This window comes from Thalassotalea sp. PLHSN55, from assembly GCF_052030545.1.
GTDB lineage: Bacteria > Pseudomonadota > Gammaproteobacteria > Enterobacterales > Alteromonadaceae > CANMXU01.
Genome location: NZ_JBPDIH010000003.1, coordinates 571,859 through 592,194 on the forward strand (window position 1 = coordinate 571,859; position 20,336 = coordinate 592,194).

A 20,336-nucleotide genomic window follows, 5' to 3' on the forward strand; every position below is an offset into this window, starting at 1 on the left:
CGTGAACTGGAACATTTTAAGAAGCAGCTATATTAGCATCCCGATTTTACTACTGGCCATTTTGGCAATGGTAATACTGCCCTTGCCTGCTTGGTTACTCGATAGCTTATTTACCTTCAATATTGTGCTATCGGTCATTGTATTGTTGGTAGCAGTATCAACAAAAAGGCCGTTAGATTTTTCGGTATTTCCCACGGTGTTGTTAATCGCAACATTAATGCGCTTAACGCTCAATATCGCCTCTACTCGTATTGTGCTTTTAAATGGTCACGAAGGTGGCGATGTTGCCGGTAAAGTAATTCAAGCATTTGGTGAAGTGGTGATCGGCGGCAATTACGTTGTTGGTATGGTGGTTTTTGTTATTTTGATGATCATTAACTTTGTCGTGATCACCAAAGGTGGCGAGCGTATTTCTGAAGTTGCGGCACGCTTTACTTTAGACGCCCTACCCGGTAAACAAATGGCGATTGATGCCGACTTAAACGCAGGTGCAATCGATCAACAACAAGCTAAAAAACGTCGTGCTGATGTTTCCGCCGAGTCAGATTTTTATGGTGCGATGGACGGCGCTTCGAAGTTTGTTCGCGGTGATGCGGTTGCCAGTTTACTTATTCTAATGATCAACCTGTTAGGTGGTTTAACCATAGGCGTATTTCAGCATGGGCTTGACGCAGGCGATGCATTCGAGCGTTTTGCGTTATTAACCATAGGTGACGGTTTAGTTGCGCAAATTCCATCACTATTACTAGCAACCGCAGCAGCGATTATTGTTACTCGCATTAACGATGGTGATGACGGCGATATCTCTAATCAAATTGGCAAACAATTGCTCGCCACGCCAAAAACCATTTATACCGCCGCCATTATTATGCTGATTTTAGGCTTAGTGCCGGGTATGCCAACCTTAGCGTTTTTATCATTTTCAGCAGCACTCGCCTTTGGTGGCTGGCAACAGCAAAAACGACAAAAGCTCGATGCTCCATTAGAACAAGCCGAAGAAATGGTCGCGGAGTTAGTTAAAAATCCTAGCCCACTAAAATGGGACGATTTGCCGATTGTTGATACCTTATCGGTAGAGTTGGGTTACCAGCTAGTTTCTATGGTTGATCACACAAAAGACGCTGAACTTATCGCACGCATTAAAGGGGTACGTAAAACCTTATCAGAGAAGATGGGCTTTTTACTGCCTGAAGTGCGCATCAAAGATAACTTAACCCTAAAAGCCAATGAATACAGTATAAAACTCAGTGGCGCAAAAGTGGCAACCGGTTTTGTTAAAAAAGACCATTTATTAGCGATTAAATCGGGGGAAGTATTTGGCACCCTCGACGGTGAAATTGTACGAGATCCCGCTTACAACATGGAGTCGGTGTGGATCACTATCGAACACAAAGCAAAAGCGTTGAATTTAGGGTATTCCGTGGTTGATTGCCCAACGGTAATTGCGACCCATGTCAGTAAAGTCATGCTCGACAACTTGGCCGACATCTACAGTTTTATTGAAAACGAAGCGCTAATTTCGCGCTTAAAAGCGATTTCACCTAGCCTAGCCGAACACTTTGACAAAGCACTGACCAGTAGCGAACAACTAAAAGTCTTTCGTCAATTATTACGTGAAAAAATACCTTTGGTTGATCTCACTAATATTGTCACCACTTTAGTGGATTCCGCTGAAACCACTAAAGATCCGATTTTACTTTGCGCGGATGTACGCTGCACCCTTAAACGCATTATTGTTGAACAAGCCATTGGCGATCGCACCTCGTTAACCACCTTTACCTTAGCTGATAGTTTAGAGCAAACCCTGTTAGCCGCCTTGCAGCAATCGCAACAAGAAAGCAAAGTCTCGCTCGACAGCTTCCCTATCGATCCCACCTTATTAAGTCAATTGCAACAGCGTATGCCAAGCGTAAAAGAAAAGCTGCAACAAGAAGGTCATCCCGCGGTATTGTTAGTGGTGCCACAACTTAGACCATTACTCGCCCGCTACGCGCGCTCGTTTGCCAAGGGCTTGTCTATTTTGTCGTACAACGAAGTACCTGAACATATTCAAGTTGATGTTGTCGGTACGCTAGGGTAAATCGATTAGTCGTAAAATCTGTACGCAAAGGTATTGATGAACCTACAAGGAAGTAGGTTCAAGCGCATATCATTGTTGAATAACAAAAAAGGTGATGATAAATATAGTCAGCATGAGATAGCAAAAAATCATCGGATAAAGAATATAACCGTCGTTACCTCGACGGGTAAATTGCAGCACAATTCGCCCCACCAACGTATTATAAACCACCATAAAAAAGCTCAGAATACTGCCGCCCATTAACGAAATAGACGTTAATTGTAGATAGCAAAATAAAATGAGGACAAAATCGAGCAAGATAAGGTAGAGCATAGCTTTATGCAATTGCTTATGTTGGCTTTCTTGAGGAGAAAGCGCTCTGCCCTTATTTTCACGATTAACTGTCAAACGAATTCATCCCTAACGGCATTATAATTGTTATGCTAAGCCATCCACTTGCTTGGCAACAGCTTGAATATTTTGTCATGCAAATATACAAACTAGAAACGCTTCGGCCAGTGTTTCCCCTGATATATACGATTAAAAGTGATCATTGTGACGGTGTGCAATTATCAAAAATTTGCGATGTCTTGTACGACACTTTTACCAACCATTACTAACGGTTAGCTGGCTAAGTAGGAGAAAGGTGATGTAACTTTTGCCAAACCATTACTCTTAATGAGGTTACTTATTACTATCGACCAAAAGAATAAAAATATTAAATATTCAGGAAAATTGATCGCTCAACTGACGCATCAAGTATGTAAACAGCTAATTTTTTCCTAAAAAAAAGCTTGAGTGATTAGACTCAAGCTTTGTTCTTAAATTTATTTTTCTGTGCTATTTACCAGCCATTAAAAACTGCCATTGGTCGGCAAAGCTTTCGCTTGGCTTTTTACTAAAGCCTGAACGCACGTATTGGCTAATTTTACCTTCCGAATAAGACACTAAGATATTGGCTAGTGCTTGTTCATTAATGGTGAAATTTTTACCTTCACGCAATTTTCGCTCACGCAATACCTGCTTAAATTGCGATTCGAGTTTTTCAAAAAACTGGTGAATTCTAGCGCGTAAACGCTCATTTTCACCCATTAAGGCATCACCAGATAAAATACGACACATGCCAGGGTTACGCTCTGCAAAGACGAGCAAAACATGCAAAATATGATGGCAACGAGTAATCGCTTCTTTGTGATCGGTTAAAATTAAATTGATACGTGAGAAAATAGACTCTTCAATAAACTCAATTAAGCCTTCAAACATGCGAGCTTTCGATGGAAAGTGACGATAAAGCGCCGCCTCAGATACACCAACTTCTGCTGCTAATTTAGCAGTAGTAATTCGTTGCCCCGGGCTAGTTTCTAGCATGAGTGCTAAACATTCCAAAATTTGTTGTTTGCGATTAGGCTTTGCTGTGGCCGTCATAAATGTTGTTCTCGTGTTTAGGGTGTACGTGACTTTGCGAACTCGTGTTTATAGTGAAAATTTAGTGCAAAGTATTTTTATTTTATTTATCTCAAATCTATTTGATTTTGAGTTTATTGTTTAACTTTTTAGCTCAGCTTTTGCCTCAATGAACGCCACCAACTGCTTAGCCACTTCATGTTTGCTGGCTAAAGCAATGTCATGTTTATCATCGGCAGTAAAAACGGTAATGGCATTATCTGAGCTATTAAAGCCTTGACCAGCTTTAGAGACATCATTGGCAGCGATCATGTCTAAGTTTTTGTTGCGTAATTTACCAAGCGCATATTGCTCAACATCTTGGGTTTCTGCGGCAAAACCAACCGTAAACGGCTTATTTGCCAATTGCGCGACATCGGCAACAATATCGGGGTTTTTCACCAAATTAATTTTCATTGAGTCTTGGCCAGCTTGTTTTTTAATTTTCTGCTCGGCAATATTCTCAACTCGATAATCAGCAACCGCCGCGCAGGCAATAAACACGGTTGCAGACTCTGCCATTTTCATCGCTTGTTGATGCATTTGCACTGCACTTTCTACGTTAATTAGCTGACAAGCACTTGGCGCAGTAATGCCAACAGGGCCGCTAATTAATGTCACTTTAGCACCAGCATTCAGCGCGGCCTGTGCAATAGCATAACCCATTTTACCTGAGCTATGGTTAGAAATATAACGTACCGGATCAATTGCTTCTCGGGTAGGCCCTGCGGTGATCACCCAATGTTGGTTAGCTAAACTTTTAACCGAGAAAAACTCGCAGGTTTTACTGACAATATCGTCAACTTCAAGCATTCGACCTTTACCAATATCACCACAAGCTTGCTCACCTTCGGCGGGCCCCCAAAGGGTTATATCGCGTGCGGCAATAGTATTAATATTGGCTTGAGTCGCTTTTGCATGCCACATTTGTTGATTCATTGCCGGGCATACAACAATAGGTGCAGCCGTTGCTAAGCATAAAGTGCTTAACAAATCGTTGGCTAGCCCTGCGGCAAGTTTGGCAATAACATCGGCGGTGGTTGGAGCAATTAACAGTAAATCAGCCCATTTGGCTAACTCAATATGTCCCATCGCTAATTCTGCTTGTGGGTCGAGTAAGCTGTCAGATACCGCGTTAGCCGAAACTGCCTGCAAGGTTAATGGCGTAATAAACGCTTTGGCACCTTCGGTCATCACAACACGCACATTGGCGCCATGATCTTTTAAACGACGGACTAATTCTGGGGTTTTATATGCGGCGATGCCCCCGGTAATACCAAGAACAATATTTTTGTCCTGAAGAATCTGCATAAACTGCTAATCTTAATAATATTTGCCGATAAGATACCATTATTGTTTAGGGGATTAAACCTGATCAGGTATTCGGACAATTGATATATTGCAAATAAATTGCAACGCGTTTGCGAGAATGCAAATTTTAAATCAATAAAAACCACACAAGGATGTGACTATGTTAAAAGACTGGCCAAGTGGCGAACGCCCACGTGAAAAACTACTAACGCTAGGCGCACAAAGCCTAAGCGATGCTGAATTATTAGCCATTTTTCTGCGTACCGGAGTGAAAGGCTTAAACGTGGTAGAGCTTGCCAGAGAGTTGCTAAGTAACTTTGGTAGCATTGCTGGTATTTATCGCGCCAATCAACAAACATTTTGCCAACAACACGGCATTGGCCTTGCTAAATATGTGCAACTACAAGCCTGTTTAGAAATGTCTAAACGATACCTGTCTGAAGAGATGCAACAAGGTTGTGCATTAACTTCATCACAAGCAACCAAAAACTATTTGATCAGTGAACTGCGAAATGAAACACGCGAAGTATTTGCGGTGTTGCTGCTCGATAACCAACATCAAGTCCTACACTTTGAGCGTTTATTTTTTGGCACCATAGACGCCGCTGCTGTTTATCCACGTATCGTTATCGAAAAAGCACTCGAGCACCACGCAGCTGCCGTTATTCTCACCCATAACCACCCGTCAGGAGTAGCGGAGTCGAGCATTGCCGATCAACAAATTACCCAACGCTTAACCAAAGCATTACAACTGATTGATATTCGTGTACTCGATCACATAATTGTTGCTGGTCACCAGTGTTATTCTTTTGCTGAACACGGCGAATTAAGCTGACAATGTAAAACAATGGTTATCAAGTAAGTCTTGATTAGCTAAGCAAAAGATGGCTTTTCACGCTAAAAAAGTTGCAAGAACACAAAATGACAGTTAGTTTTACAGATAAACACACTTTACCTTAACCATTGTTGTGTTACCGAACCTAAAAGGATTATCTAATGACAAACAGTAGTATAGATGAAACTGAACGTAGAAAATCGTTTCGCATTGATATGGAAAAAGAGTTAGTCGATATCGTTTGGACCGACAGCAATGGCAATCAGCGGCAGAAAAAAATTGCCTGTTTAGACTTCTCTCGTGGCGGTTTGAGACTAGATTGCGACCAAGCAATAGACGCAAATACCGCGGTAACTGTGGTATTTAAGCAAGCCGCAGCCAAAAGCCAAACGCTAGATGGCAAAGTACTGCGTTGTATACAACAAGACAGTGGCTGGTTTGAAATTGCCTTAGTATTAGTCGATCGCGATTAGTATTAATATTTCAACTATACTGATAGCACTTGCTATAAACAACGTTGACCCTAAATTGAGTAGTAGAAGGAATTAACAACATGATGATATTAGTTGGTGGCGAAAAAGGTGGTAGCGGTAAAAGTTGCCTCGCCCAAAACTTAGCTGTCTTTTTTGCTAGCAAAAAAAATGCAATTGTATTGATGGTTGATTGTGACCCACAACGCACTACCTCTGACTGGATACAAGCGAGAAATGGTGACCCATCGTTACCGGCAATTAACTGTATTCAGCTTTACGGAAAGATTCGCAACGATTTACTTAGCCTTAATCAACATTATGACTACGTAATAGTTGATTGTGGCGGTCAAGATAACCTCGCTTTACGTGCCGCGATGTCGGTTGCCGATCATGTACTTATTCCGCTAAGACCGAAACGTCGCGATTTAAAAACTGTTCCTCATATGGAAGACATGCTCAGCACCTGTAAAATGGTGAATCCCAAAATGTTAGCATCGTTTGTTATTACTCAGTGTCCGTCATTACCTAATCAAGCAGGGCGCATTATTGAAGCAAAAGAAGTCTGTAGTTCATTTGGTATTAACGTGTTAAATGCGGTTACATACAACAGAAACGTTTATGATGATAGCGAAGAGCAAGGTTCATCGGTAATTGAAATAGAGCCAGAAGGTAAAGCGGCACTGGAAATGATCGCAATTGCTGAAGAATTATTGGCCATGAAACCGGACAATTCGCATGAGTTTAACTGATTTAAAAAAATCGTCTGACGATAAAGGTAAAAAGAAAAAATTTACTGTCGATGAATTCATTTCAGATTCAGAAAACTACGCCAAAGGCTCACCTGAAATTGTCAGTAGTGACGTTGCCAAACAACACGACTTAGCCAAAGCAATAGAAGGCGCTCGTGCATTAGTGGAACGACGCGCCGAGCAAGAGCGCTTAGGCATCAAGGCAAGTAATAAAAAGATCAGCTCGAAAAAAGTCACTAAGATCAAAAAATCGCCAGCTAAACCTCGCGATCCAAACAAGAAAAAGCCATTTCGACATGCCACATTTACCCTAAGCGAAGAAGTGATTGCCCAGCTGCAATTTTTAGCCAACGAAACGGGCTTAGCTAAATCGCACATTGTCCGTATTTTAATTAATGAATTAGACGACCAAGAAAAAGTTGAACAGCTAAAACAATCGCTCGATGATAAACTAGATTAGTTCGCAACGTGAAAATTACGCAATAAATTGCTATTAAAGCCATTACAGTTATCCGTAATGGCTTTTTATTTCCCTCAAAATAGATAAAATTTGCACCGTTACCTATCACTTAAGTCGCTATTTCAAGCTACGCAGTGGCGAATAATCAGACAAAAATTATCCCTAGTGACAGGCAAACTGCACGAGGATCCGCCAATGTGACCATTAAATCGGCGTAAAAAGTTGCAAAAAAGCACATGTTTTGTTCGTTTTTGGCTTGATAACCTATTGATATTAAATATTTTTGCAAAGACTTTAGCGATAAATATGATAAAGACTAGCATTAGCTTTTCACTTTCACTATAATATGCCACCTTTTTCAGGATCCCGAGGCGACGGTCTTGGGGAAATATAGCTCGAGCTGAAATTAATTTTGGAGTGACTCACATGTCTAAAGTTTGCCAAGTAACAGGCAAAAAACCAGTCGTAGGGAACAACCGTTCTCACGCAAGAAACGCGACTCGTCGTCGTTTCTTACCTAACCTTCAATCTCACCGTTTTTGGGTTGAGAGTGAAAACCGTTTCGTTAAATTACGTTTAACTCCGAAAGGAATGCGTATTATCGATAAAAAAGGTATTGATGCAGTTTTAACTGACATTCGTGCCCGTGGCGAAAAAGTTTAAGGAATCATCATGCGTGATAAAATTCGTTTAGTTTCTAGCGCTGGTACAGGTCATTTTTATACTACTGATAAGAATAAAAAGACCATGCCAGAGAAAATGGAAATCAAAAAGTTTGATCCTAAAGCACGTAAACACGTGATTTATAAAGAAGCTAAAATCAAGTAATTGATAGCTTTTGTAAAAACCCGGTCTTTACCGGGTTTTTTATTGCCTAAAATTTCGTATCATAGCGCTATTCATTATTTTAACCAGTACCGCGGTCATGAAACTTTCAAAAGCAGCATGGAACAATGTCATTATCTTTTCGGTTATGGGCATGATTCTACTGATCAACCTGAACAGCCAAGACACATCTAACACTGCCCAAGATAATGCGTCTGCCAGTGAAATCGCCCTGCTGACAGAGCAACAACATATTCTCACCTTAGCGGTAAACCAAGAGTTTCTTATTGAACGCATTGGCAAATCATGGCGAGCAACGCCGGAAAAGCTCAGTGAACAAGCGATAGAGCAAATGGTACTGGCTTGGCAACAAAATAGCGGCGTACCGCTAGCAACAGCGCCAGTGGTCATTGCTGAAAATGCCACTAGAGTCACCATTGAACTGGCCGGCGAACAAGCACCGCTTGTCTATAGTTTATATTTAACTGAGCAAGTATTGCTTGTTTATCACCATAACCAAGATATTTGGCTACAATTACCGAAAGTTATCGACCAACAACTGTTGCCTGCCAACATCTTTTTTGAATAACATCTCGACTCACCATATTTTTTAGGATCTCTGATGAATAAATGCGCAATATTAACCATGGACTGCTTAGATGACTTTGAAGCCTATGATGAACTTATTATCGCACCGCTTGCGCAACTCGGCTGGCAAGCAAGCATGGTTTCATGGCGTGATAGCACGGTAAACTGGAATGATTACCAGGCGGTCATTATTCGCTCGCCTTGGGACTATCAAGACGATGCACCGGCATTTCTTGAAGTATTAAAAAATATCGAGCAGTCATCAGCACATTTAGAAAACAACTTAGCGACAGTCGCTTGGAATATTGATAAGTCTTATTTAAAAGCACTTGCAGCAAACAACGTCGCTATTGTGCCAACGTTATGGCCAGAAACGTTTAATGAACAAGATCTTAGTCAGTACTTTAAGCATTTTGGTGTAGAACAACTTATTTTAAAACCTCGCATCAGCGCCAATGCCGACAATACCTACTGGCTGAAAAAAGAAAGTTATCAATCAAAGCTGCCAGAATTAAACAAGGTGTTTAATAGCACAGACTTTATGGCGCAGCCTTTTATTGAAAATATTCTTAAAGAGGGTGAATATTCGTTGTTTTATTTTAATGGTCAGTACAGTCATGCCATTTTGAAAACCCCAAAAAACAATGATTTTCGTGTACAAGAAGAACACGGTGGCACGTTAAAAACCATCACGCCAGAAGCGCAATTAACCCGCTGTGCTGAAAACGCTATGTCGGCGATTGAACAAACCAACGGCATGCCACTGTATGCCAGGGTAGACTTTGTTCGTTACCAAAACAGCTTTGTTTTAATGGAAGCGGAGCTTATTGAGCCGTCGCTATATTTTAATATGGATCCAGCGTCACCACAGCGTTTCGCGCAAGCGTTTGTTAAGCGCATGGAGCAATTATAAATGCCTGAATTACCAGAAGTCGAAGTATGTCGATTAGGCATTAGCCCTCATGTACTTAAGCAAAAAGTTGCCAAGGTAACGGTACGTAATCGCCAGCTTAGGTGGCTCATTCCTGAAGAGGTAAGCACTTTAGTTGGGCAAACGGTTGAATCGGTAGAGCGACGTTCAAAATATTTGTTATTGCGCCTACAAACCGGCACCTTGCTAATACACTTGGGCATGTCGGGCACCATTCGAGTGATTGATAAAAATACAGCAGTGGCTAAGCATGACCACTTTGATTTAGTGCTTGAGAACAACAAAGCATTGCGCTTAAACGATCCACGCCGTTTTGGTGCGGTATTGTTTTTCCCTGAGCATATCGACGAACAAGGCTTGCTGGCCAAACTTGGTCCTGAGCCATTAACCGACGAGTTTAACGCTGACTATTTATTTGCCAAAGCCAAGAACCGCAAAGTGCCAATTAAAACTTTTTTAATGAATAATCAGGTGGTTGTTGGCGTCGGGAATATTTATGCCAACGAAGCATTATTTAAAGCAGGCATCTTGCCAACAGCGCTTACCGGCACGATTTCAAAAAAACGCTTCGAGCAGCTTACCGCTATCATTAAGCAAGTACTTAGCGATGCGATAAAGCAGGGCGGTACCACCTTAAAAGATTTTACCCAAGCAGACGGTCGTCCGGGGTATTTTGCGCAAAAATTACAGGTTTATGGTCGAGCAGGAAAAAAATGTTTGGCCTGTGAAACGATATTAGAGGAAGTAAGGCAAAGCAATCGCAGCTCGGTATTTTGCCCTAACTGTCAAAATAATTAAAGTTACCAGTAAAAATTATCATTAAACTTCCTGTTTTCCACTTTTTCACTTGAACCGTACTAAATTCTTTACAAATAAATATCATAGATTTTAGCTATAATTTTACTTTGTTACGTAACTTCTCTAATTTTGTAATCTAGCTTTGGTCAAGGATGAATTAAGCTATCTAATCTATCCTTCCAATATATTTTTCAATTATTTCAAGGAAGATAAATGGTAAAATTATTTTTAGTTTCACTTATATTTATGGTCAACCTTTTTAACATAAATTCTAGCTATGCAGCAAAGCTTTTGGTATGCAATTCATGCGAAACCTATATGCAAGCAGTTAATACAGCTTCCAATGTTTTAAAATCTTCCAACAAATTTTCTGGGAATATCTTTGTTGGAAATATACAAGACAACGTTAATTATGGCTTTTATGTATCACCTGGCGGTAAAGGAGATGAAGGTGAAAAAAGTTCAGGAATTAATATAGTATCGATACCTGTTAATGCTTATGCACAAGCTGAATTTTCCGCTTTAAGTGAATCTCAATTATATGTGTTGTCTAGGAAAGCTATAGACGTTCCTGCCGATTCTGGTTTTAAGTCAGCATGGGATATTGCTCAAGTTCCTGCTAATCGGGATTTATTTGATGCCTGGTTTGAAGAAAATCACTCTTTTAAGTATTGGAGTACGTGGACAGCATCATCCTTTGGAAGTATTCTTTTTTCACCACTGGCTGGTATAGAGATACAGTTTACATTTTCAGATGGTAGTCAAATTATCATGTCAGCTCCTATGCTTGCTAATGCTGTTGCTAAGTTTACTTATTTAGATAATTCTGCTTCGATAGATAATAATAGAATTCCCGATGCAGGGACTGAAATTTCAGGTGGCTATATTTTCAATGATCAAGCCGCGATGGATGAATTTGTGAATGCTGCACTTACATATGGAATAGAGGTTTCTTTTAATACTTCTGGCGGTGGTACATGCCCCCCAGGTTATGTTTGTTACATTACGGTTAATGACTCTCAATAGTATTATCAATTTAATAGTAGGTAAATTGTATGAATTTATTTGAAATGATTCGTCAAGGTGAAATTTCTTTTTTTTCTGCCTTTATAGTAATAGAAATGGTAGTTGTTTCTATAATTTGCTTTATGCTTGCAAAAGATAAGCAAAGAAACTTAGTGGTTGCATCTGTTCTGGGGATAATACCAATTGTTAATGTACTTATCTGCTTTTATTATATCGGGGTTAGTAAAAAAATAATGCTTGCTAATAAGTAATATTATTTTTGTTTGATATCTATTAATCAATAGACCTAGTATTACCTTAAGTACTAGGTCTATATTTTTTAAAAAGAAAGTAGCTATAAATTAATAGTCTATCAATACAATGCTTAACCAAACTAACGGGTTTTAATTGCCGCAATTAATTCTGTTTTTACAAACGGATGAACAAATTGGCTAACATCGCCTTGGTGAATCGCGACTTCTTTCACTAACGTCGATGAGATAAAGGAATTTTCTTCGGCAGGTGTTAAAAATACACTTTCTAAATCGGGTGATAAACGGCGATTCATATTCGCCAACTGAAACTCATACTCAAAGTCTGACACCGCGCGTAAACCCCGAATTAAGACATTCGCCTGATTATTCTTAGCAAAATCCACCAACAAACCACTAAAGCCCACCACGCTAACATTGTCTAAATCTTTAGTAACTTCTTCGATCATAGCAACGCGCTTTTGCAAATCAAACAAAGGCTTTTTACTTGGACTTGCCGCTACGCCAACAATCACTTCATTAAATAAACGACTGGCACGTTCGATTAGATCGCTATGACCATTGGTAACTGGGTCAAAAGTGCCCGGATAAATTGCTTTAACGCTCATGTGGTTAACTTATTCAGTATAAAGTGGCCATTATTGTAAATTGCCAGTTTGTAAAATAACAACAAAGAAAGGCAATTTTATTAAAGTATTTACTCAAAATACTTTATTTTTGCCGTTTTTTGATAGTATGATGGTTGAATTCATTTTTTAACTGGGAAGAACGACAGTATATGAAAACCCGTGATAAAATAATCCATGCTAGTATTTCATTATTTAATGAGCAAGGAGAGCGAAATGTCACTACCAATCATATTGCTGCCCACTTAGGTATTAGCCCGGGTAATTTGTATTACCATTTTCGCAATAAAGAAGACATTATTTTGTCGATTTATGAAGAATATGCTCGCAGCTTACTGCTTGATATTTTCCCTGTTGTCTCTCCTGATGTTAAACCCCTAGATGCCATTATTTTATACATGGATGCGGTATTTCAGGCGATGATGAAGTTTCGTTTTTTCTACAGCAATTTACCTGTTTTACTCGCCAAAAACCCAAGTTTGCGCGAAAAGTACGTCGAAGTACAAAAATGCATTGCTGACCGTGTAAGTGAGTTATTACTATCGCTTCGCGCAGCCGGTATGGTTGATTTCCAAGATGAAGACTTACCCGATATTGTCAGTATTTTGCGTCTTGTGAATACATTCTGGCTAAGCTTTTATCAAACACAAACCAGTAAAGTCGAAATTAATGACTCGGTGTTTTACGAAGGCGTATTGAAAATTTTGGTGATCATTCACCCATATGCAACCGAACAAGCCTTACCTGAATTTTTAAAAGCCCGTGAAATGTACCGCGAGCGTTTTAAAGCGGCGTTAGAACAGAAGTCTTAAACGCTAAAGCTTAGCGATTATAACCAGCCATTAACTGTTGCCAGTGACTCTTTTGCCAATGAAAATTGGCAATTTTCCCATGTTCTTTCTCAAATGAGCGCAACAAGCGTGCTAAATTTGCTTGTTGCCACTTAATATCAACGTTACGTTGCTCACCACGATCAAAATCGATTAACCAAACTTTATCTTGGCTATCGAGCAGAATATTGTGCGCGTTCAAATCATGGTGGTAAATGCCTTGTTGGTGAAAACTTGCGATAACCTGCCCAACATTTTGCCATTGCTCGGCTGACAAGCTTTGCTTAGACAACACGCCAACCAAGTCTTGTGCGTTTTCAATACGTGAGCTCAGTAAATCGGCTTGATAAGTTAACCCGTTTTTTACCACACGACAGGCAACAGGTTTAGGCGCTGGCAGTCCTTTATCGTGCATTAAGGTTAATAAATTAAACTCTGCAAAGGCACGAGTAGCCGCAAGCGAGCTAAAAAAATAACTGTCGTTAATAAGCTTACCGATCAAACCACCACGGTAATAATGACGCAATACCCACTGATTTTGTTGGGCGGTTTCAATAAAATAGGTGATGCCTCGACCATGGGCTTGGCCAACAACTTGCTGCTTAGCTAACCAGTATTGGCTAGATAACATTTCAGGCTCAAAATGTTCAATGAGCTGCTGATTATGCAGACAAAAGACGTTATTGTGCTTAGTGTGAATAATAGGGCTAGTCGCTGTATTTTTGTCTGTTGTCAAAATAAAACCATCACTTTTAAATAACCGCTGAGTTGACTAAATGTTGTAATTTTTCAACACTTTTATCGCTTGCGCCCTGATTTGCGGTGATCACCTGATAAGCATTTTGACCAAGTGTTACACCACGGTGTTCATTTTCAATTAACGCACTAACATGACTCACTAATTGCTCAATTGCGCTCTGCTCATTGTTAAGCGCAATAATGCCGTCAACTTGCGTTAACTGCTGCATAATTTCATTAAAGTTGCTCATGTCGCTACCGACTATAATCGGTTTTTTAAACAGCGCTGGCTCTAACGGGTTATGGCCGCCAATAGTGGAAAAACTGCCGCCCATGACCACAATAGACGCTAACGAAAACATCGCCATTAATTCCCCAAGCGAGTCTAATACCCAAACTTGATCATCGCTAGTCACGCTTTGTTTTAAGCTTCGTTGGCCAACTGAAAAATGTTGATTTTTCGCCAGTTTAACCACTTGTTCAAAACGTTCAGGGTGACGAGGCACAATCACTAACAATAAATCCGGATACTGTTTTAACAACTGCTGATGCGCTGCCAACGCAATTTTTTCATCACCGCTGTGTGTACTGGCAATCATCCACAATTTACGATCAAACGGCAAAAACTGACTCAGCTCCATTTGTTTATTCAGTACCTCATCGTTAACGCTTAGATCATATTTCAAATTACCTGAAACTGAACTGGCTAATGGCTTAGCGCCTAAGGCTAAATAGTTGTCTAAATTCTCTTGGCTTTGAGTATAAATATAATCGAAGCTTTGCACCGCAGGTGTAATTAACCAAGCCAGTTTTTGATAGCTTTTAATTGAATGAGCCGACAAGCGACCATTAACGAGCAATAAACGACACTGCTGTTGTTTGGCAAGAGCGATGGTATTGGGCCACAACTCAGTTTCCATAAACACCATAGCTTTAGGCGCTAATGCCTTTAAAAACCACTTACTGCAAAAATAAATATCGAGAGGAAAATAACAATGCTGCACCCGCTGTCCGAAAAGTTTTTCAACCTGTGCAGAGCCAGTTGGGGTAAAAGTGGTGAAGGTGACCGGCAGTTCAGGAATAGCCACCAGTAGCTTTTCAACAAAAGGTTTTAGCGCTAATACTTCACCAACACTTGCGGCATGCACAACAATACCGCCTTTTTGAAAATGTTTTGGTAAAAAGCCCAATCGCTCTGCTAATCTTTGTCGGTATAACGGGTTATTTTTCGAGCGCACTATCAGTAGCAGTAATACCACGGGCAGCAAAAGAAAAATAATAAGCCGATAAAGTAATAAACAGAGAAATGATTTCACAGCAGTACGCACGTAATTAGAGTATCGCGAGTATAGCAAAGCTCAACAGATTAATAAAAACTTCGCGTAATTCGTGTTAAGGTCATTAATTAAGCACAAAATTTAGCCCAAAGATTTGTCACTAAGGAAATATGTCGCTATGCAAGGTTTGATGTTATTAGTCATCACCATTTTGGTTTCAGTTTCATCGTTTACGTTGCACGCTCAACAAACACTAACCATTGCGCTTGACCCACAAGAAGTCACCATTCCCACTAAAGATAATTTCCCATTAATGGCAGATTATTTTGCTGGCGACAGCAAAAGTGCAGGGGTGCTGTTATTACACGGTTGTAGCAATTCGCGCCAAGTATTCACTGATTTGGGCAAGACCTTAGCACAACATAACATGCACGCTTTAGCACTTGATTATCGCGGCTACGGCGCTAGTGTTAGCGAAAAATTTTCACAACGAAGCATTAAACAACAAGCGCAAGATATTATTGGCTATCAAGCTGAAATGATGAAAATTACCATGTTTTGGAATGGCGATGTTTTTGCCGCTCATCAATATTTGGCTGACAAAATTAGTAAAAATCGGGGAATTTCGGTGATCGCAATAGATTGCGCCATTGAACAAGCTGTGGCGTTAGCCGAAAGAATGCGTATAAATGCCTTAGTTGCGCTCACGCCACAAATGAGTGAAATGGATAAAGAGCGTTATAAAAATTTACTCGACTTTCCAGTTTACTTTATCGCCTCAACCCACAGTACCGACAGTTACAATACTGCTGATGAACTGTTTAAGTGGAATGGTGATAAAAATTCGAAATTTCAATCCATTAAAGGTGACCGTTCTGCTTATTCTATTTTGCGACGTTACCCTGAAATAGCGCAAGACATTGCCATTTGGTTAAAAACTAAATCGCTAGATGGACGACAGTAAAGCTAACTGGAAGTTAAACTGTACACTTTTTAACTAGGTTTTATAAAACACTGTGTACCTAATCGGATATTTGCGTACAATATGCGAAAATTCTGCTTTAATACAGATATAATTCTAGGAAAGTGATGAATATTGATATTTAAAACATCACTTGATTTTATACTTTCACTGCCAACGAGGTGATTATGTCGTCAAACTTTTATCAAAATATTCGTTCACAAATCGAAGAAATTAAAAACGAAGGCTTATACAAAGCCGAGCGTGTGATCACAAGTGCACAACAAGCACAAATTGATGTTAACTCTGGCGACAAAGTCGTTAACTTTTGTGCCAATAACTACCTTGGTTTAGCCAATCATCCGGCATTAATTGCCGCGGCAAAACAAGGCTTAGACGAGCATGGTTTTGGCATGGCGTCGGTGCGTTTTATTTGCGGTACGCAAGATATTCATAAAACCTTAGAGCAAGGTTTAAGTGAATTTTTAGGCATGGAAGATACTATTTTGTACTCTTCATGTTTTGACGCCAACGCTGGCTTATTTGAAACGTTATTAGGCCCAGAAGACGCCATTATCAGCGACGCACTAAACCACGCCTCTATTATCGATGGCGTACGTTTATGTAAAGCCAAACGTTTCCGTTATGCCAACAACGATATGGCTGAATTAGAAAAATGTTTAATTGCCGCTGATGAAGCAGGCGCAAAAACCAAACTTATCGCCACCGACGGCGTATTTTCAATGGACGGCGTCATCGCCAACCTTAAAGGCATTTGTGACTTAGCAGACAAATACAATGCACTGGTCATGGTTGATGATTCTCACGCCGTTGGATTTGTTGGTGAACAAGGTCGTGGCTCGCACGAGCACTGTGGCGTAATCGATCGCATTGATATTATTACCGGCACCTTAGGTAAAGCCATGGGCGGCGCATCAGGCGGTTATACTGCTGCGAAAAAAGAAGTGGTTGAATGGTTACGCCAACGTTCACGTCCGTATTTATTTTCAAACTCACTAGCACCAGCCATTGTAAACGCGTCAATCAAAGTACTTGAGTTATTAGCTGATGGCGGCAACTTACGCAAAACATTAAAAGATAACGCCAGTTATTTCCGCAGCAATATGGAAGCGGCAGGTTTTACTTGTGCCGGTGCCGATCACGCTATTGTGCCAGTTATGTTAGGCGATGCCAAAGTGGCAAGCGAAATGGCGAATCGATTATTAGCTGAAGGTATTTATGTGATCGGGTTCTCATTTCCGGTTGTGCCAAAAGGCCAAGCACGTATTCGTACTCAAATTTCAGCCGCACACACACGCGAGCAACTAGACACCGCCATTGAAGCCTTTACCCGTATAGGTAAAGAAATGGCCGTAATTTAGAGGTTTATCATGAAGTCATTAGTTAAATTAAAAGCCGAAGAGGGCATTTGGCTACAAGAAACTGAAAAGCCTGAATTAGGTCATAACGACTTACTGATCAAAATTAAAAAAACCGCCATTTGTGGTACCGATATTCATATTTATAACTGGGACGACTGGGCGCAAAAAACCATTCCAGTACCTATGGTCGTGGGTCATGAATATGCCGGTGAAGTGGTCGGCATTGGTCAAGAAGTTAAAGGTTTTGAAATTGGTGATCGGGTATCAGGTGAAGGGCACATTACCTGTGGTCATTGCCGAAACTGTCGTGGTGGTCGTACGCATTTATGTCGCAATACGGTTGGCGTTGGCGTTGATCGTGCGGGTAGTTTCGCCGAATACTTGGTGATCCCCGCCTATAACGCCTTTAAATTACCTGATGAAATTTCAGATGATTTAGCCGCTATATTTGACCCGTTTGGCAATGCGGTACATACCGCGCTTTCTTTTGATTTAGTCGGTGAAGACGTATTAATTACCGGCGCTGGTCCCATTGGTATTATGGCAGCAGCGGTAGCAAAACATGTTGGCGCTCGTCACGTTGTAGTTACCGACGTCAATGAATACCGCCTTGATCTCGCCCGAAAAATGGGCGCAACGCGCGCAGTAAATGTTAGCCAAGAAAACTTAGCCGATGTAATGAAAGACCTAGGTATGACCGAAGGGTTCGACGTTGGCATGGAAATGTCTGGCGTACCGATGGCGTTCACCGACATGTTAGCGAATATGAACAACGGCGGAAAAATTGCCATGTTAGGTATTCCAGGTAACGATATGGCGATCGACTGGAGCCAAGTTATTTTTAAAGGCTTAACCATTAAAGGCATTTACGGTAGAGAAATGTTTGAAACTTGGTACAAGATGGCAAGTTTGATCCAATCTGGCTTAGATTTGTCACCAATTATTACCCATCATTATTCTGTGGATGATTTTCAACAAGGATTTGATATTATGCGTTCTGGTCAATCAGGAAAAGTTATCCTGAATTGGGAATAAAACGATTATGCGCCCTAAAGCTAGGGCGCTATGCAGGGCGATTAAATGTCAAACAATGAAGTAACTTTTAAACACCTATCAGTAGAACAATTGCACGAAAGTCTAGAGCAAGGGAAATATGTTGTTGTCGACATTCGTGATCCAAACTCGTTTGAACAAGGCAGCATTCCACATTCAAACCATTTATCTAACGACTCGATTGGCGATTTTTTACGTGATGCAGATTTCGACGCACCAACTGTAGTGTGTTGTTATCATGGCATTTCTAGCCAGCAAGCTGCACAATTTTTAATTAGCCAAGACTTCACCGACGTCTATTCGCTCGACGGTGGCTTTACTCAATGGCAAGCGCTTTACCCTAACGATATCGCTAAGTAATTGGCGGCTTCAATGAATAATATATCGTTACAGCCACTGGTAAAAGTTGGGCAACACAACATCGCCTTAATTTTTGCCGACTATTTACAAAGCATTAATATTGAAGCAAAAACCGAAACCATTGACGGCGAATTCATTGTTTATTGTGACAGCGACAAAATTGACCAAGCAAAAGATGAATTTGAGCAATTTATCGCGCAGCCTTACCATGAAAAATATCAACAAGCGGCATGGCAGCATGGGCAAGTAAACGAGGTTACTCAGCACACACCGTCATTACTGACGAGTTTTAAAAAGCAATTTCTCGCCCATGCAGGTATTGTCACTTTAGTGATTTTTAGTGCTTGTTGGTTGGTGTTTATTGCCAGCATGTTAGGTTGGGGCAATAGCTTGTTTCATGCCTTGCAGTTTTACCCACACTTTTCCATGAGCAGTTTTTTGAGTGAGCCACTGCGCATTTTAGGGCCCGCGATTTTTCACTTTTCTTGGCTACATATTGTCTTTAACACCATGTGGTGGTGGCAACTTGGCGGCAATATAGAAAATAAACTCGGTGCTAAGACCCTGCTACTGATCTTTGTTTTTTCAGCCATAGTGTCAAATGTTGGCCAGTATTTAGTGTCAGGGCCAAATTTTGGCGGCTTATCTGGCGTGGTATATGCCTTGGTAGGTTATGTCTGGTGGATGCAATGGCTAAGACCACAAGTTGGGCTAACCATTACCAAACCTATTGTCGGTATTTTATTGTTGTGGATGATGCTTGGCTTTGCTGAATTGTTACCAGTAAATATGGCAAATACTGCACATTTACTTGGCTTGGTTAGCGGCTGTTTGCTCGCTTGGCTAACAACGCTACAGTTAGCGCAAAATAACCGCTAGGAAAGTAGTAATAGCAAAAATTAATTGTCTAACCATTGGGTAAATAACAGCTTTTTAACCAATGGTTGGCCAGTTTCTTTGGTTAATAAACTTTTGACTTTTTCTTCACACAAACGTTGTATTTCATAACGGCCATTAATTGATTTCACTTTCGCTTCCGATTGCTGACCAATAATATCGATAATGGCATCGCGTAATAATGGCGAGTGATGTTCAACAACATCGTAATTGTTGGCATCTTCAATCATCAACTCAACCGTTAAACGCACATAACCCATTTTCTTTTTCACGGCGACGTAATTGGTAATGATCTCAGGTTCAAAACCAAAGTAAGCGTAATCGGCCGCTAGCGACGTTTTGCTTTGTGATAAAAAGATGAATAAAACGATTAACGTTATTTTTTTGATCATCGAAAAAATACTCTTAAATACGTAAAGAAAAAAACCAAAGCTGGCTTAATCATAACCTGAAATGGCAAAAT

General features: G+C 40.5%; 25 protein-coding genes. 18 read left to right on the top strand and 7 right to left on the bottom strand.

The window, feature by feature from the left end; translation table 11 throughout:
- Position 1 precedes the first annotated feature (1 nt).
- Positions 2 to 2,080: a flagellar biosynthesis protein FlhA gene (gene flhA, locus ACRRSQ_RS08290; protein ID WP_440875248.1), complete on the top strand. Its 2,079-nt coding sequence runs from the start codon at positions 2 to 4 to the stop codon at positions 2,078 to 2,080.
- A gap of 69 nt (positions 2,081 to 2,149) precedes the next feature.
- Here flhA and ACRRSQ_RS08295 read toward each other — a convergent pair whose 3' ends face one another.
- The 3 genes from ACRRSQ_RS08295 to coaBC form a co-directional block, all read right to left on the bottom strand.
- The gene (locus ACRRSQ_RS08295; RefSeq protein WP_440875249.1) at positions 2,150 to 2,467 is read right to left on the bottom strand and encodes a hypothetical protein; all 318 of its coding nucleotides are present in this window, start codon (positions 2,465 to 2,467) and stop codon (positions 2,150 to 2,152) included.
- Positions 2,468 to 2,899: 432 nt separating this feature from the next.
- Positions 2,900 to 3,484: a nucleoid occlusion factor SlmA gene (slmA, locus tag ACRRSQ_RS08300; protein WP_440875250.1), complete on the bottom strand. Its 585-nt coding sequence runs from the start codon at positions 3,482 to 3,484 to the stop codon at positions 2,900 to 2,902.
- A 120-nt stretch (positions 3,485 to 3,604) separates the two neighbouring features.
- Positions 3,605 to 4,813: a bifunctional phosphopantothenoylcysteine decarboxylase/phosphopantothenate--cysteine ligase CoaBC gene (coaBC, locus tag ACRRSQ_RS08305; RefSeq protein ID WP_440875251.1), complete on the bottom strand. Its 1,209-nt coding sequence runs from the start codon at positions 4,811 to 4,813 to the stop codon at positions 3,605 to 3,607.
- A 160-nt stretch (positions 4,814 to 4,973) separates the two neighbouring features.
- On the opposite strand from coaBC, the gene radC reads away from it, so the two are divergent.
- From radC to ACRRSQ_RS08360, 11 genes are all read left to right on the top strand, one after another.
- Complete coding sequence (gene radC / locus ACRRSQ_RS08310; protein ID WP_440875252.1) at positions 4,974 to 5,648, top strand: RadC family protein; 675 nt, start codon at positions 4,974 to 4,976, stop codon at positions 5,646 to 5,648.
- A 161-nt stretch (positions 5,649 to 5,809) separates the two neighbouring features.
- Positions 5,810 to 6,121: a PilZ domain-containing protein gene (locus ACRRSQ_RS08315; protein ID WP_440875253.1), complete on the top strand. Its 312-nt coding sequence runs from the start codon at positions 5,810 to 5,812 to the stop codon at positions 6,119 to 6,121.
- An 80-nt stretch (positions 6,122 to 6,201) separates the two neighbouring features.
- Positions 6,202 to 6,870 carry an AAA family ATPase gene (locus ACRRSQ_RS08320; RefSeq protein WP_440875254.1) on the top strand — a complete coding sequence of 223 codons (669 nt, stop codon included), beginning with the start codon at positions 6,202 to 6,204 and terminating at the stop codon, positions 6,868 to 6,870.
- The gene (locus ACRRSQ_RS08325; RefSeq protein WP_440875255.1) at positions 6,857 to 7,330 is read left to right on the top strand and encodes a hypothetical protein; all 474 of its coding nucleotides are present in this window, start codon (positions 6,857 to 6,859) and stop codon (positions 7,328 to 7,330) included. The genes ACRRSQ_RS08320 and ACRRSQ_RS08325 overlap by 14 nt, the downstream gene beginning before the upstream one ends.
- A gap of 426 nt (positions 7,331 to 7,756) precedes the next feature.
- The gene (gene rpmB / locus ACRRSQ_RS08330) at positions 7,757 to 7,993 is read left to right on the top strand and encodes a 50S ribosomal protein L28 (RefSeq protein WP_159822134.1); all 237 of its coding nucleotides are present in this window, start codon (positions 7,757 to 7,759) and stop codon (positions 7,991 to 7,993) included.
- A gap of 9 nt (positions 7,994 to 8,002) precedes the next feature.
- A complete protein-coding gene (rpmG, locus tag ACRRSQ_RS08335) occupies positions 8,003 to 8,158 on the top strand; it encodes a 50S ribosomal protein L33 (RefSeq protein ID WP_033078277.1) in 156 nt (51 codons plus the stop codon).
- A 97-nt stretch (positions 8,159 to 8,255) separates the two neighbouring features.
- Positions 8,256 to 8,744: a hypothetical protein gene (locus tag ACRRSQ_RS08340; protein ID WP_440875256.1), complete on the top strand. Its 489-nt coding sequence runs from the start codon at positions 8,256 to 8,258 to the stop codon at positions 8,742 to 8,744.
- Between the two features lie 33 nt (positions 8,745 to 8,777).
- Positions 8,778 to 9,656 carry an ATP-grasp domain-containing protein gene (locus ACRRSQ_RS08345; protein WP_440875257.1) on the top strand — a complete coding sequence of 293 codons (879 nt, stop codon included), beginning with the start codon at positions 8,778 to 8,780 and terminating at the stop codon, positions 9,654 to 9,656.
- The gene (gene mutM, locus ACRRSQ_RS08350; RefSeq protein ID WP_440875258.1) at positions 9,657 to 10,472 is read left to right on the top strand and encodes a bifunctional DNA-formamidopyrimidine glycosylase/DNA-(apurinic or apyrimidinic site) lyase; all 816 of its coding nucleotides are present in this window, start codon (positions 9,657 to 9,659) and stop codon (positions 10,470 to 10,472) included.
- Between the two features lie 213 nt (positions 10,473 to 10,685).
- Positions 10,686 to 11,498 carry a hypothetical protein gene (locus ACRRSQ_RS08355; protein ID WP_440875259.1) on the top strand — a complete coding sequence of 271 codons (813 nt, stop codon included), beginning with the start codon at positions 10,686 to 10,688 and terminating at the stop codon, positions 11,496 to 11,498.
- A gap of 29 nt (positions 11,499 to 11,527) precedes the next feature.
- Positions 11,528 to 11,749: a hypothetical protein gene (locus tag ACRRSQ_RS08360; RefSeq protein ID WP_440875260.1), complete on the top strand. Its 222-nt coding sequence runs from the start codon at positions 11,528 to 11,530 to the stop codon at positions 11,747 to 11,749.
- A gap of 122 nt (positions 11,750 to 11,871) precedes the next feature.
- On the opposite strand, the gene coaD is transcribed toward ACRRSQ_RS08360, so the two are convergent.
- On the bottom strand, positions 11,872 to 12,357 hold the full coding sequence (gene coaD, locus ACRRSQ_RS08365) for a pantetheine-phosphate adenylyltransferase (protein ID WP_440875261.1): 486 nt from the start codon (positions 12,355 to 12,357) through the stop codon (positions 11,872 to 11,874).
- Positions 12,358 to 12,527: 170 nt separating this feature from the next.
- On the opposite strand from coaD, the gene ACRRSQ_RS08370 reads away from it, so the two are divergent.
- Complete coding sequence (locus ACRRSQ_RS08370; RefSeq protein WP_440875262.1) at positions 12,528 to 13,187, top strand: TetR/AcrR family transcriptional regulator; 660 nt, start codon at positions 12,528 to 12,530, stop codon at positions 13,185 to 13,187.
- 10 nt (positions 13,188 to 13,197) lie between these two features.
- Here ACRRSQ_RS08370 and ACRRSQ_RS08375 read toward each other — a convergent pair whose 3' ends face one another.
- Complete coding sequence (locus tag ACRRSQ_RS08375) at positions 13,198 to 13,941, bottom strand: 3-deoxy-D-manno-octulosonic acid kinase (protein WP_440875263.1); 744 nt, start codon at positions 13,939 to 13,941, stop codon at positions 13,198 to 13,200.
- Between the two features lie 16 nt (positions 13,942 to 13,957).
- Positions 13,958 to 15,259, bottom strand: coding sequence for a lipid IV(A) 3-deoxy-D-manno-octulosonic acid transferase (gene waaA, locus ACRRSQ_RS08380; protein WP_440875264.1), 1,302 nt, complete (start codon positions 15,257 to 15,259; stop codon positions 13,958 to 13,960).
- Positions 15,260 to 15,398: 139 nt separating this feature from the next.
- Between waaA and ACRRSQ_RS08385 the strand changes: the two genes are divergently transcribed.
- The 5 genes from ACRRSQ_RS08385 to glpG all read left to right on the top strand — a co-directional run bounded on the left by ACRRSQ_RS08385 (position 15,399) and on the right by glpG (position 19,855).
- Complete coding sequence (locus ACRRSQ_RS08385; protein ID WP_440875265.1) at positions 15,399 to 16,184, top strand: serine aminopeptidase domain-containing protein; 786 nt, start codon at positions 15,399 to 15,401, stop codon at positions 16,182 to 16,184.
- Positions 16,185 to 16,369: 185 nt separating this feature from the next.
- Positions 16,370 to 17,563 carry a glycine C-acetyltransferase gene (locus tag ACRRSQ_RS08390; protein WP_440875266.1) on the top strand — a complete coding sequence of 398 codons (1,194 nt, stop codon included), beginning with the start codon at positions 16,370 to 16,372 and terminating at the stop codon, positions 17,561 to 17,563.
- 9 nt (positions 17,564 to 17,572) lie between these two features.
- Positions 17,573 to 18,598 carry an L-threonine 3-dehydrogenase gene (tdh, locus tag ACRRSQ_RS08395; protein WP_440875267.1) on the top strand — a complete coding sequence of 342 codons (1,026 nt, stop codon included), beginning with the start codon at positions 17,573 to 17,575 and terminating at the stop codon, positions 18,596 to 18,598.
- Positions 18,599 to 18,643: 45 nt separating this feature from the next.
- Positions 18,644 to 18,976 carry a thiosulfate sulfurtransferase GlpE gene (glpE, locus tag ACRRSQ_RS08400; protein WP_440875268.1) on the top strand — a complete coding sequence of 111 codons (333 nt, stop codon included), beginning with the start codon at positions 18,644 to 18,646 and terminating at the stop codon, positions 18,974 to 18,976.
- A gap of 12 nt (positions 18,977 to 18,988) precedes the next feature.
- Positions 18,989 to 19,855, top strand: coding sequence for a rhomboid family intramembrane serine protease GlpG (gene glpG, locus ACRRSQ_RS08405; protein WP_440875269.1), 867 nt, complete (start codon positions 18,989 to 18,991; stop codon positions 19,853 to 19,855).
- Positions 19,856 to 19,875: 20 nt separating this feature from the next.
- On the opposite strand, the gene ACRRSQ_RS08410 is transcribed toward glpG, so the two are convergent.
- Positions 19,876 to 20,265, bottom strand: a complete 390-nt coding sequence (locus ACRRSQ_RS08410) for a flagellar basal body-associated protein FliL (protein ID WP_440875270.1) — start codon at positions 20,263 to 20,265, stop codon at positions 19,876 to 19,878.
- Positions 20,266 to 20,336 lie beyond the last annotated feature (71 nt).